11 protein-coding genes are annotated in these 13,661 nt (G+C 42.2%); 5 read left to right on the top strand and 6 right to left on the bottom strand.

Going from position 1 to position 13,661, the window contains the following annotated elements; all coding sequences use genetic code 11:
* Positions 1-74 precede the first annotated feature (74 nt).
* From AOLE_RS15135 to AOLE_RS15145, 3 genes are all read right to left on the bottom strand, one after another.
* Positions 75-1,601, bottom strand: coding sequence for a DHA2 family efflux MFS transporter permease subunit (locus AOLE_RS15135; RefSeq protein ID WP_013198748.1), 1,527 nt, complete (start codon positions 1,599-1,601; stop codon positions 75-77).
* 6 nt (positions 1,602-1,607) lie between these two features.
* Entirely contained in the window at positions 1,608-2,759 is a 1,152-nt protein-coding gene (locus tag AOLE_RS15140) for an EmrA/EmrK family multidrug efflux transporter periplasmic adaptor subunit (protein WP_013198749.1), read from the bottom strand.
* Between the two features lie 267 nt (positions 2,760-3,026).
* Positions 3,027-3,524: a thioesterase family protein gene (locus AOLE_RS15145; RefSeq protein WP_005303182.1), complete on the bottom strand. Its 498-nt coding sequence runs from the start codon at positions 3,522-3,524 to the stop codon at positions 3,027-3,029.
* Between the two features lie 142 nt (positions 3,525-3,666).
* Here AOLE_RS15145 and hemB point away from each other — a divergent pair, with 142 nt between their 5' ends.
* Together hemB and AOLE_RS15155 are read left to right on the top strand one after the other, a co-directional pair.
* On the top strand, positions 3,667-4,680 hold the full coding sequence (hemB, locus tag AOLE_RS15150; RefSeq protein WP_013198750.1) for a porphobilinogen synthase: 1,014 nt from the start codon (positions 3,667-3,669) through the stop codon (positions 4,678-4,680).
* Between the two features lie 25 nt (positions 4,681-4,705).
* Positions 4,706-5,821 (top strand): NAD(P)/FAD-dependent oxidoreductase, encoded by a 1,116-nt coding sequence (locus tag AOLE_RS15155; RefSeq protein ID WP_013198751.1) that lies wholly within the window; start codon positions 4,706-4,708, stop codon positions 5,819-5,821.
* Here AOLE_RS15155 and AOLE_RS15160 read toward each other — a convergent pair.
* Together AOLE_RS15160 and AOLE_RS15165 are read right to left on the bottom strand one after the other, a co-directional pair.
* A complete protein-coding gene (locus tag AOLE_RS15160; RefSeq protein ID WP_013198752.1) occupies positions 5,813-6,718 on the bottom strand; it encodes a TIGR01777 family oxidoreductase in 906 nt (301 codons plus the stop codon). The genes AOLE_RS15155 and AOLE_RS15160 overlap by 9 nt on opposite strands.
* 83 nt (positions 6,719-6,801) lie before the next feature.
* Positions 6,802-7,254, bottom strand: a complete 453-nt coding sequence (locus AOLE_RS15165) for an ABZJ_00895 family protein (protein WP_013198753.1) — start codon at positions 7,252-7,254, stop codon at positions 6,802-6,804.
* 387 nt (positions 7,255-7,641) lie between these two features.
* Between AOLE_RS15165 and AOLE_RS15170 the strand changes: the two genes are divergently transcribed.
* The gene (locus tag AOLE_RS15170) at positions 7,642-8,019 is read left to right on the top strand and encodes a VOC family protein (RefSeq protein WP_013198754.1); all 378 of its coding nucleotides are present in this window, start codon (positions 7,642-7,644) and stop codon (positions 8,017-8,019) included.
* A 76-nt stretch (positions 8,020-8,095) separates the two neighbouring features.
* Here the strand turns inward: AOLE_RS15170 and AOLE_RS15175 are convergent, their stop codons facing one another.
* Positions 8,096-8,569 (bottom strand): OsmC family protein, encoded by a 474-nt coding sequence (locus tag AOLE_RS15175; protein WP_013198755.1) that lies wholly within the window; start codon positions 8,567-8,569, stop codon positions 8,096-8,098.
* A 163-nt stretch (positions 8,570-8,732) separates the two neighbouring features.
* On the opposite strand from AOLE_RS15175, the gene AOLE_RS15180 reads away from it, so the two are divergent.
* Positions 8,733-10,001 (top strand): exonuclease SbcCD subunit D, encoded by a 1,269-nt coding sequence (locus AOLE_RS15180; protein ID WP_023274308.1) that lies wholly within the window; start codon positions 8,733-8,735, stop codon positions 9,999-10,001.
* A 9-nt stretch (positions 10,002-10,010) separates the two neighbouring features.
* Positions 10,011-13,607 carry an AAA family ATPase gene (locus AOLE_RS15185; protein ID WP_013198757.1) on the top strand — a complete coding sequence of 1,199 codons (3,597 nt, stop codon included), beginning with the start codon at positions 10,011-10,013 and terminating at the stop codon, positions 13,605-13,607.
* The last annotated feature ends 54 nt before the right edge of the window (positions 13,608-13,661 follow it).

Here is a 13,661-nt window from a genome sequence, read left to right on the forward strand (position 1 = left end):
TCTACCATTTATAGACTCGCTCTATTTTTTAATAGAGCTAAAAAAAGCACCTCCGAAGAGATGCTTTTTTGTGTCTAGTGAGATGGCATTCCGCTGACATCTCCTTTGGGTTTCGGACACAGCCAAATGACCAGCCCCGCAAAAACAAACACCATCGCAAACAGTAAAAATACATGGTTTGCCGACATAGTAATCGCTTCTTTATCAACGAGGTTTGAAATGATTCCTAAGGTCGAGTCAGCCGAAAAACCATTTTGAGCAAGGTTATTTTGAACTTCGGCAGTATTTAGGTTAGACACCATTTCACTGCGTGCAACTTTGGCGTGGTCGTCCCACACGGTCACAGCAATTGATGCACCAATCGCCCCTGCCATGGTTCTCAAGAAGTTCATGAGGCCCGCAGCAGATGCAATCTCTTGCTGGAGTACTGAACCGAGTGCAATATTCGACAGTGGAATAAAGAAGAACGGTACAGCAAAACCTTGCAAGATTTGCGGCCAAGCCAGTGCCATAAAGTCGGCGTCTGTGGTCCAGAATGCCCGCATTAAGGTCACACCACCCAGCAAAATCAAACCAAAACTCGCTAGTGCTCTTGGGTCATGTTTGGTCGAAAGCTTTGCCACAATCGGTGACATGGTCAAACTACCAAAGCCCATGGTTGCGGTTAAATAGCCGGCCCACGTGGCGGTGTAGGAAAGGTTCATTTGCAGCCACTGTGGTATCAGTACAATACTGCCAAAGAATGCTCCAAAGCCGAGCGACAAGGCCAGTACTGAAATTGCAAAGCCCCTATGCCTAAAGACTTTGACATCCACGACGGGGTGTTTATCGGTCAGCTCCCATATGAGGAACACCACAAAGCCTATGGCGGCAGTCAAGCCTAACACCACAATGCTAGTGCTATTAAACCAGTCGCGTTCGTGCCCTAAATCGAGCATGAGCTGTAGTGCACCAATCCACAGAATTAACAGACCTAAACCGACGGTATCGATTCTTAAAGAAATCGTTTCTGTTTCGGCAGGTTTAAGCAAACGGATTGCCGCTAAAACACAAACAATGCCGACTGGTATGTTAATAAAGAAAATCCAGTGCCAAGACAGGTTATCACTAATGAGACCACCCAAAATTGGTCCTAAAATTGGCCCAACGACGGTCGTCATTGCCCATAGGCCCATCGCCTGTGCATGCTTTTCTTGAGGGAAAATACGCATGAGCAAAGTTTGGCTGAGTGGCATGAGTGGGCCACCGCATAGACCTTGTCCAATACGGAAAAACACCAACATGCCTAACGAGTTTGCTAGGCCGCACAAGAAAGAAAAAATGGTAAAACCAATCAGGCCAAAAATAAAAACCCGAACAGTTCCAAAGCGGCCCGCAAGCCAACCCGTTAAAGGTACACAAATCGCTTCTGCAACTGCATACGATGTAACGACCCACGTCCCTTGTGTACTTGAAACAGCAAGGTTACCGGTAATGTGTGGTACAGATACGTTGGCAATGGTCGTATCGAGTACGACCATAAAGTTCGACAAGGCAATAACAAACGCTGCCAGTAATAAACGGCCACCGCTCAGCTCGGCAAAAGGTGTTTGCGTTTTCATAAGCGTTTACTTCGCAGATAAGTCGACTTTTGCTTCCATCGACAAGCCAACACGCAGTGGGTGTTCAGCAAGTTCTTTCGGGTCAAGTGCAATACGAACTGGTAAGCGTTGAACCACTTTAATCCAGTTACCTGTTGCGTTTTGAGCCGGAATTAAGGCAAAGGCAGAGCCTGTACCACCAGAGAAGCCCATCACTTTGCCGTGATATTCAACATCGTCACCATATAAATCTGAAGTAAGTGTGACGATTTGACCCGGACGGACTTTTTTCAACTGACTTTCTTTAAAGTTCGCATCTACATATAAATCGTTGAGCGGCACAATCATCATCATGCTGGTGCCCGGTGCAACGCGTTGACCCACTTGAATATTACGACGTGTGACCACACCATCAACTGGCGCACGAATCACGGTACGTTCTAAATCAAGCTGAGCTTGTTCAACATGTGCTTGTGCAACTTGTACATCAGGTGTTGAAACTTCGCTTACACCCTGAATTAAGGCTTCGTTTGCAGCTAAGGTACTTTCGGCAGCTTTACGGCTTGAAGACGCTTGCGCTAAACCAGCTTTAGCAAGTTCTAGCCCTGCTTTGGCTGTTTCAACTGCACTTTGTGCCTTAGTGAGTTCTTCTTTAGACACTGCACCAGACGCGGCAAGTTGTGCACGGCGGTTGAGTTCTAACCCAGCTTTGTCGTAGTCGGCTTGTGCTTGAGCAACCTGAGCTTTAGCGCTGTTAATTTCGTCAGCACGCACCACCACTTGAGAGTTTAAAGAACTACTGTTTGCTGCGGTTTGTTTGTATTGGCGTTTTGCTTTGGCAAGTTCTGCCTCAGCTTGCGCTAATGCAATTTTGGCATCACGGTCATCAATACGAACCAGCACCTCACCACGATGTACCGTTTGGGTATCTTTTACGACAACCTGAGCGACCTGACCGCTCACCATTGAAGTAATTTGCGCGGTTTCAGCACCGACATAAGCATTATCCGTACTCACGGAGTTGTTTAAAAATAATGCCCAAATTGCATATAAAATAGCGGCGATCAATAAAATCAGCGCAAAAAAACCAAGAAATTTTTTGCGCTTGTTTTGATTGTTGTCATCCGAGGCAGATGTTGTTGGCACTGTTTCTTCTACATTGCTTTGTGCATCAGTCATGGTATGTTCCTAAAGATGAGTTGGCTTTGCCATCAATCTCGCACTACACCTTGTTATAGAGTTTTTATTTTTCTATAAACAAGACATATCGCATTGTCAAAGGAGCTAATTTTAACGCTAAAACCTCACAATATGAGAATAAAAATTTATAACTCATGCGTTCGTTCTAATTAAATTAATGTTTATCTCAAAGTTTTTATGAAAATTTTAGCTTTTCAAACACTAAAAAAAGCGCACTTGGCGCTTTTAAATGGTTCAATTCATTGCTTAATAGGCATATGAAGCAATGCCGGCAGCAATGGCTTTCTCTTCATCATTGACCATCGTCATGCGCATGGTGCAGCCCTTACGACCTAAACGCAGAACTTCAGCACGAGCAATAAAATATTTACCACGCCCCGGCGCTAAATAATCTACACGCATATCGACTGTTGCCAAACGCGACACTTGCTTAATGGTTTCAGTTAAAGTTTCGGGAGTTGAACGGCGATAGAGGTGTTCCATTGCCACAATTCCACCAATACTATCGAGCAAAGTTGCAGCAACGCCGCCATGCAAAATCTGAAATGCCAAATTGCCAATCAGGTTGGGTTGCATCTCGATATAGCCTTCAATGTGCCCGTCCACCACACGCATAATCATTCCACTATGCTTAAAAAAAGGAGAGCTATTAAACGCCTTACATAACTGGTTGAGAACCACAGTTAGGTCAGTTTTTGCACCTAAATGGATGTTCCCAGTCCAATTTTTCTTTTCATCACTCATACATTGCCTAAATTTAAAAGCATGATAAACACCCATAATTTTGTACAAATCCAGCATTATGGGGCTACAATACAGCAGTCGGTTGACAGTAATGGAATATCCGCCAACCTATCCTAGTGTAATACCGAACATCGAGATTGTTATGACTTATACGTTCAATCGTCCTGCATTTCCAGCCACTCGCATGCGCCGTATCCGTAAAAATGACCAGTTGCGTGCGATGGTCAGCGAAACACAGCTCACTACCAATCACTTGATTTATCCAGTATTTGTATTACCGGGACAAAATCAGACCCAAGATATTCCAAGTATGCCAAACATTCAGCGTTTGTCGGCAGATTTGTTACTGAAAAAAGCTGAAAGACTTCTGGAATTGGGTGTATCGAAACTGGCTCTTTTTCCAGTCACTCCTCAAGAAGATAAAAGCCTCACCGCAGAAGCTGCATGGCGTGAAGATGGTTTAGTTCAAACCACATGTCGTCTGCTTAAAAAAGAATTACCAGAAATGGTGTTAATCACTGATGGTGCCCTCGACCCATACACGACTCATGGTCAAGACGGCATTATTGATGAGACAGGCTATGTGCTAAATGACGAGACTGTCGAATGCTTGATTAAACAAGCCTTAAGTCACGCTGAAGCTGGTGCCGAAGTGATTGCACCAAGTGACATGATGGATGGCCGTATTGGCGCGATTCGTCAAGCTTTAGAAGCCAATGGTCACATCTATACCAACATCATGGCCTACTCTGCGAAATATGCATCTAGCTTCTATGGTCCGTTCCGTGATGCTGTTGGCTCTGCATCCAACCTTAAAGGTGGTAATAAATATAACTACCAGATGGACTTTGCCAACCGTGCCGAAGCTTTACATGAAATCGCGCTTGATATTCAAGAAGGCGCCGACATGGTCATTGTAAAACCGGGCATGCCATATCTGGACGTGGTACGTGAAGTGAAAGATACCTTTGGTGTTCCAACCTTCATTTATCAAGTCAGTGGCGAATACGCGATGTTAGCTGGTGCAATTCAAAATGGCTGGTTATCAGAATCAGTGATTTTAGAATCACTCATGTGCTGCCGCCGTGCGGGTGCAGATGGGATCTGGACTTACTTTGCAGAAACTGCTGCCGAAAAACTCAAGGAAATGAACTAAGTTCGCAGAGAAAGGATAACACTGCATGCATATTGCAATTATTGGCGCGGGCATAAGTGGATTAATGTCTGCGCTGGAGTTGGTTGAACAAGGCTGTACCGTCAGCATTTTTGACCAACAACAAGCGGGACAAGCAGCCTCATGGGCTGGCGGAGGTATTCTCTCTCCGATGTACCCTTGGCGCTATGTGCATGCAGTGAACCAACTCGCTCAATTTGGCAAAGCGTCTTATCAAGCATGGAACCAAAAACTCTCCCCTGTTACAGGGATTGATTTTGAAATTCATGACACAGGCATGTTGATTTTTGATGAAGAAGATTTTGACGTCGGACTTTCTTACGCCGAGCAACATCAAGAACCCATGCAACGCTGTGAATATTTACAGAGAGATGCGCTAGAGCAAGTCAACCCACATATATCCGATCAGTTTCAACAAGCTATTTATTTCCCTGAACTGTCTAATATTCGCAATCCGCGAGTATTACAGTCCCTCATTAGCTATTTAAAACAACATCCCAATGTTGAATTTTTTGAACACGCTGCTGTTAAAAAACTAATTCAACATGGCGACGTTATACAAGCCATACAAACCGAAGATGGTTGCAAACACACAGCAGATCATTTTGTAATAACTTCGGGCGCTTGGAGCCATTACTGGAACTCACAATTACAACTCGAAATTCCAGTCGAACCTGTTCAAGGTCAAATGCTGTTATTTAAAACCCCTGCTCACTGGCTACCGACCATGTGTATGAATCGAGTGATGTATTTGATTCCTCGTATGGACGGTCATATTGTGTGTGGGTCAAGCATGGCACATCGTGGTTTTGACACTTCGACCGATGAAACCACCCAGCACAATATTTTAGAAGCATGTTTAGAAATGGTGCCTGAACTGGCCGATTTCCCGATTGTACAGCGCTGGGCAGGCCTCAGACCAAGTTCACCAAATGGCGTTCCGTACATTGGCAAAATGCCTGAAATGGATAACCTCTGGGCAAACTTTGGTCATTTTAGAAATGGTTTGTGTATGGGCGCTGGCTCTGCACAATTGCTCCGTCAGCTTATGCTGGGTCAACCGACATTAGTGGATGCCAAAGCATATTCCCCAGAGCGCTTGCAAAATAAAATCTTAGCCTGACGCGAGTACATTCTCTAAAGCCATTTTTAGTTGAGGATAAGCAAATTCAAATCCTTCTGCTTGCAGGGCTTCGGGTTTAACGTATTGACCATTCAAAATCAATTGCGATTGTTCCCCCAACAAACAGCGAAAAACAGTGCTAGGCGCTGACAAAAGTGGTTTCTTATTGAGTACCGCAGCAGCTTGTTCAACAAATACCTTTTGAGTCACGTTTTCTGGCGCTACGACATTGTGAATTTGGGCAGATTGAGGATGTTTAAATATAAACTCGATTGCACTTAACACGTCTTCAATGTGTACCCAAACCACAGGCTGACGACCATGACCAATTTGACCGACTAAATTGAGTCGAATCGGAAGCAACATTTTAGGCAAGATGCCACCGCCCTGCCCAAACACCACACCTAAACGAATAATTTTAGTATTTTGCTGAGCGTCTGCTAAAGCTGCGTGTTCCCACTCTTGGCAAAGCTTGGACATAAAAATAGGCTGTGGTGAGCTTTGTTCAGTGCACACCTCTGTCCAATTTTCTTGATCATCAATCCCGTAATAGCCAATCGCGGAGCCAGAGACAATCACTTCTGGAAAAATTTCAGATTGCTTGAGCCATGCATATAACTTTCGGGTCGTGTTTACTCGGCTTTCAATGAGTTGTTTTTTACGTGACCCGGTCCAGCGTTTCTCTCCAATATTTGCACCTGCCAAATTCACCACATAGTCAATTTGACGTGTCGTAATATCTTCGAATTTTTGCACCCACTGTAAGGCAGGATGGTCAGATTTCTTGCCAGCCTGCCGTGTCACAGCAATCACGTTATAATTTTTTTGCAGCAGGAACTTAATTAAATGCGTTCCTATAAAACCACTAGCACCCGTGATTAATACATTCTTATTCATATTTCCTCCTAAGCCGAGGACACAAGTTTTATTTCATTATATAAGACTCATTTATATTTAATCGTAGCTGTTTATGTAGTGATCTATTGCACATTAAACATTTTGTCTGCCATTCGCTGTGCCTGTTTGCCATAAAACCAGTAGGTAATTAAATAAAGCGGAATAGCTAACATTAAAAGCATAATCACCATAATGCTCAAGAACTGAGGTTGTTTGAGGTAAAGCATAAAGTTCTGCAAAATCTCTGGGTCTTTTCTAGCAAATAAAAACAGACCAAATAAAACACCACACAAGTTATAGCCCCAAAAAATCAGGGTAAAACCTAAAGTAAATTTCTTTTTTTCTTGTACAGTCGGAGCACGGCGTTCTTTCTTTAAAAATTTAAATAAGACAAAAATCATTGCGCCTAAATATGGAACGGCTGTTAAAATACCGCCTACACTCGCTGGTAATAGTGCTGCAACCACACCTACAATTAAGGTAAGTACGATGCATAAAGCAAAAAACCAGAGAAAGTAAGTACGTAATTTGGTCATATTTTTGCCTAATTTATGGGTTCAAAAAATAATTATAAATTTTTTTCGATTTTTTTTCATTTTTCTGTCAACCAATTCGAATCTCTTGACGTTATATAGGGTAATAAGGTCGCAGCAACCGAATACTTCCTTTGCACGGCATCCGCAAAATTGTTTCGGTGACCTTTCATTACGACTTACGACTCTTTCCTTCCTTCGGATTAGGTTTTGTTAGCAGCCGAAACCCTTGATGAAGTTTTTGACCGACGATTCTCTCATCACTCGAATCGTCGGTTTTTATTTTCTAGCACTTTCATTTATTTTACGCTCAACATACACAATAGTCCTTTCGTGGCCATAAAGGCTATGCGTATACTTTTTGCACCATAAAAATATGTTTTAAATAATATGAATAATATTGCCTATTTTGAAATCCAGTCTTCAAACCCTGCCCGCGATTCGCAGTTTTATCAAACTGTGTTCGGCTGGCAATTTAAACTCGATGAAAACTTACCAATTGAATATTATCGTATCGAAACGCCTTCAATTATGGGTGGACTATTAAAACGCCCAACCCAAACGCCGCCAATGGAATATGGCACCAACGCATTTACCTGTTCGGTTCAGGTAGAAAACTTCGATGAGGTAGCTGCAAAAATTTTAGAGCAAGGTGGTATTGTCGCGATGGATAAATTCGCCATTCCCGGTCGTGCTTGGCATGGTTACTTTGTCGATTTAGACCACAACGTTTTTGGTATTTTCCAAGTCGATGAAAATGCAGCTTAAAGATCTTATTTAACGACTCTATTTATTTTTTTAATGTATAGCCACCGCCTTTTTATCGGTGGCTATTCCATATTAATTATTCAGCAAAGCTAAAGCTGGCTTCACATGTAATTGGGAAATTCATCGAATTGGCAATCATGCATTCATGATGCGCTTCTTCATGTAGTTTTGCAGCAAGCTCTTGATCGGCACTTTTTTCCAAAACAATCTCTGGTCTTAAAATAATTTGGGTAAAGTGACCACGTTTAACTGGATCTGTATCTTCCATAAAGCCAAGTGCATGGTCGACATAACTCAGCACATGAATATGATTGACTGCACATAGGTGTAAATACCAAAGCTTATGACAAGCTGAAGCTGATGCAACCAATAAATCTTCTGGGTTCCATCTGGTCACATCACCTAAATAGGCTGGGTCTGATGAACCTTGAATCGTGGCCTTTTGCGGATGATGAATACTAAAGTCTCTTTTATATGAACGATAAGAAGAAGTGCCAGTTCCTGTATTGCCTTCCCACTGTATTTTTACTTCGTATTCATGAATGGTCATTTTGTTCTCAAAGTTCATGGTTTAAGTCGATAGTAACAAAGCAAAGTTTAAAGTGAAAAATTAATTTAAGTTTCAACCTAGGCTTAAATAACGAGCACTTTAAAATGTCTTGATAAAATCTCCTGTCAATTTATGCTAACGTATCTGTGTTTATTTTGGCTTGATGTCTGTTTCTATGTCCGTACATTTTCTACATACTTCTGACTGGCATTTGGGGCAGTTTTTTTATAATCATTCACGCCACTACGAACACCAACAATTTTTAAGCTGGTTACTCACTCAAATTCAAGAAAAACAACCGCATGCCCTGCTTATTGCTGGTGATATTTTTGATGTGATTAACCCGGGTTCTCAAGCACAAAAACAGCTCTACCAATTTTTAGCAGATGCACATCGCCTTGCACCGCACATGCAAACACTCATGATTGCGGGTAACCATGACTCAGGCTACCGTATTGAACAGGTCGAACCACTTTTAGAAAAATACAATGCAAAAACTGTGGGTGTGGTTCGCTGGAATGAAGATAAAACTCTAGATCTCGATCGACTACTTTTACCTATCTATAACCAAAATCAAGATATTGTGGCGTGGTGCCTTTCCCTGCCTTTTTTACGTTCAGCCGAAATTACGGGTTTTAATGAACATACCACCAACAGCAAAAACGCGATTGCCTATTTGCACCAGCAACTCATTGCCGAAGCCAAACGTCGTAAAACGCCAGACCAAGCACTTATTTTGATGTCACATGCGCATATGCAAGGTGGGGAAACATCCGACTCTGAACGCCCAATTATTATTGGTAATGAAGAGGCACTTTCAACAACTTTATTTGAAGATGCTGTCGACTATGTGGCTTTAGGGCATTTGCATAAGCCACAAAAAGTAGGTCAGCCGCACATTCGTTATAGTGGCTCGCCAATTCCACTTTCCTTTAGTGAAATTAACTATAAGCACCAAGTAGTTGAAGTCAAAATTGACCCGACTCAAGACACAGACAGTCGTTTGCAATTTGAAGCTGTAGTAATTCCGCGTTGTATACAGTTGCACCGCATTCGTGGTGAGTTAAACGAAGTATTGCAACAACTCAAAGCTTTACCACACGGCGTGATTGAAAATATTGACCACCGTGAATATGTCGATATTGAATATTATAGTTTAACGCCACCCCAGCCTAATTTACGCCAACAGTTTGAAGCCGCATTGCCACCTGACCGCTATCGTTTAGTGCGTATTTCACGTCAATATGTGAGCCAGGATGCTTCGAACACCGATACCACTCAGCACATTGCACTTGAACCACCAACACCAGAAAAACTCTTTCAAAATATTTGGGAAAAACAAGGTTACAGTACCGATGATGCAGTCTTAAAAGATTTTCTGAGTCTGGTACAAGAAGCACAAAAAAATCTTGAAAATGATGCAACTCCTTAAGGACATGTCATGAAAATTTTATCTATTCGTATAAAAAATCTGGCATCTCTTTCTGACGAGCACTTTATTGATTTTGAAAGCTCGCCTCTAGCTCACGCAGGCTTAATTGCTATTGTGGGAAAAACTGGTGCTGGTAAATCGACCATTTTAGATGCGATGTGTCTTGCCCTGTTTAATCGCGTTCCACGTCTTAAAGACAGCGATGGCAAATTAAAAGATGTCGATGGCTCAGAGCTACTGACCAATTCACCTTTAACTGTATTACGCCGTGGTACGGGACATGGTTTTGCTGAGCTTTGCTTTATTGCTCAAGATCAAAAACGCTATTTAGCACGCTGGGAAATTAAACGTGCGCGTGAAAACCCGAATGGTAAATTACAAAGTGTGCAACGTCACTTAAAATGCCTGACCGATGGTGTAGTGCTTGCCGACAAAGCCAAAGCAGTTGATGAAAAAATTAAACAAATTACCCAGCTTTCATTTGAACAGTTTACTCGTGCTGTTTTACTTGCCCAGTCAGAAGTCACGGCGTTTTTAAAAGCACGAGATAGTGAACGCGGTGAACTACTTGAGTACCTGACAAACTCCAGCATTTTCGCCAAAATTGGTGAATTAGCCTTTCGTAAAACAGCAGATATTGCAAAGCAGCGTAAACAGCTTGAAGAGTTCTTAGGCCACATTGAAATTTTGTCTGATGAAGAGATTGCTGCATTTACGGAACAATATCAGCAAGCCGAGCAAAACCATCACCAGTTAGAACAACAAAAAAATGTCTTAGATAAACAGCAACAATGGTTTGAGCGTAAAGCAAAGCTTGAGCAAGAAGTTCAAGCTAAACAACAACAGTTTCAAACCCAGCAAAATCACCATCAACAATTGGCTGGTGAGCGTGAGCAATTAAAACGACTCGAAGTTTTCTCTGAAATACGCCAACAGGTTTTTCAGCAAGCTCAAAATTTACAAACGCTACAACAGCTTGAACCGCAAATTCAGCAAGCTCAAACCAAGTTTAATGAGTTGGTGCAAGTTTTTGAAACAGGACAAAAGCAGTATCAACTTGCAGAACAAGAACTCAAACAGACGCTCGATTTTGAGCAGCAGCATCAACAAGCTTTAAATCAAGTTCGACAGTCCATTCAAGAACGCGCCTTTATTGCCGATGAATATAAAAAGTGCAAAGAAAAAAGAAACGTACTTGAGCAAAAACTCAGTCCACTGTACCAGCAGCAAAATACTGTGCAACAGCACATTGCACAGCTTCAGCAGAACCAAATTCATCTACAACAGCAGCTTACCCAAACTCAGCAATATGCTGTGTTGGACAAAGGCCTGTCAGCACATCTACATCAGCTTGGGCAATTTATTCAAAACTACCAAGCAATTGAACAACAGCTTGGCAACCCTACCCTTGCTCGCCAGAAGCTGTCGGAAGCTAAAAGCGAACTCGAACAACTCGTAACTTCACTAGGCACAGTTGAACAGATTGAGTTAAAGCTTGAACAACAGCGTAAAGACAAAGATCAAAAACTTGCTCAAATTACTCAGTTAGATCTGATTCAACAGAAAATAATAATTTATCATGAGCTATATGCTGAGCTTCAGCAATTCACCGAAAAACAGACACAGACCTCAGCCCAAGAGCAGCAGCTTAAAACCGTTTGTCAGTTAGCTGAGCAAGAGTACCAAACATCAAAAACTGAACGTGAAAAGTTACAGCACATCCTGCAACAGCAGCGTTTATTACACACCGAAAATATTGAGCAGTTACGGGCCAATCTTAAAGACGGCGAAGCTTGCCTAGTGTGTGGCAGCACACATCATCCCTATCGTATTGATGACAGTGCGGTCTCTAAAGCTTTATTCGACTTGCAGCAACAACAAGAGCAACAGGCAGTAGCGCTAGAACAAACTAAATTTAACGCATGGCAAACCCAGCAACATGCACTTACTCAGTGCCGTGCCGAGCTTGAGCAAGTTCAGAAATACTTAACTCAACTTAAAGCCAAACAATCAAGCTTGCAGCAAGAGCTTAAGCAGCAGTTTAGTCTCAATCAGTTACAGATTGAGCTAAATCAAGCTCCTGAACAAATCTTGCTAATGCTGAACGAACTCAGACAAGCGGCACAAACTGCCATAAATTCATTTGACTCAGAAAACGTGCGTTTAGCCCAATCGATTAAACAACACAATCAGCTTGTTCAAACGATTCAACGTAATGAAAGTTTGCTTAATACAGCACAGCAATGGCAACAACAAGTTCAACATATTGTTGAGTGCTTATCGGAAACTGAACAGCACGCATGGCAGCAAGCAAGTAGCCAAACGGCTAAGCAGACTTGGACTATTCTTGATGCACGCGCTAAGCAGCTTGAGCAACAAGAACAGCTTTCACAGCGTTTTGAACAGCAGCAACAAGAACTTAAAATGTTGACTGCTAACTTTGAACAAATGGCCAAGCAAATTGATGAGATCGATCAAAATCTCCAAGAGATTACGCTTAAAGGCCAACAAAATAATGAAAAAGCGGTGTCGCTCATTCAACAAATGACTGGCCGCGCTGACATTAAACCGCACGAATGGTTAATTGAACACGATGCTAAACGTCAGCAACAACAAACTACCTATCATGAGGCTAAACAACGTTTCGAACAAACCAGACAGCACTTTGAACAGCAAAAACAGGCGCTCGATCAGCTCAAGCATCAACATCAACACACCTCGCAACATCAGCAGCAGGTTGATGGACAAATTCAAAACTGGTTAAAAGCTCACGTTGATTTTCAGGCATCTGATCTTACGGCACTCATGCAGATTAATTCCGCCCAAGAGCAAGACATTCGTAACCGTCTTAATCATGCCGAGCGTTTATTAAGTGAAGCCTCTTCTGCCCTTAAAACCATGCAAGAGCAATTGAGCGAGCATTTACAAACTCAGCCAGATATTGAACATGAAAAGCTTGTTAGCCTTATTCAAGACAATATTGCAGAGCTCAAAGCACAGCTTGAAGTACGTGATCGGCTTAAACTTAAGCTTGAAGTACATCAGCAAAACCTAGCTAAGCAGCAACAATACGCCGAGCAGATTCAAAATATTCAGCAAGAAGAGCATCGTTGGAGCAAAATTTCAGGTCTGATTGGCGATGCTAAAGGTAAAGAGTTCCGTGACTATGCTCAGCAATATCACCTAGATATTTTAGTTGAACATGCGAATCAACAACTGGCGATGCTTTCTCAACGTTATACGCTAAAACGCCTAGAGCAATCGTTAAGCCTTGCGATTATTGACCACGATATGGATGGAGAAACCCGCTCCGTTGCATCTTTATCTGGCGGTGAATCATTCTTAACTGCCCTTGCCTTGTCTTTAGCCATTGCCAATATGGCCTCAGGTTCAATGAAAATTGAATCTCTATTTATTGATGAAGGCTTTGGTACTTTGGATGCTTCTTCTTTGCACATGGTCATGAATGCTTTAGATCAATTGCAAAATCAGGGTCGTCAGGTCATTCTCATTTCACACATTCAAGAAATGCATGAGCGTATTCCTGTACAAATTCAAGTGAAACCACTTGGTGCTGGTGCAAGTACGATTGAAGTCGTGGGTTAATTTATTAGGATTTCATATCTTAAACTTGATTGAATCTTATATAACAAAGGGGCG

Source organism: Acinetobacter oleivorans DR1 (assembly GCF_000196795.1).
Taxonomy (GTDB): domain Bacteria; phylum Pseudomonadota; class Gammaproteobacteria; order Pseudomonadales; family Moraxellaceae; genus Acinetobacter; species Acinetobacter oleivorans.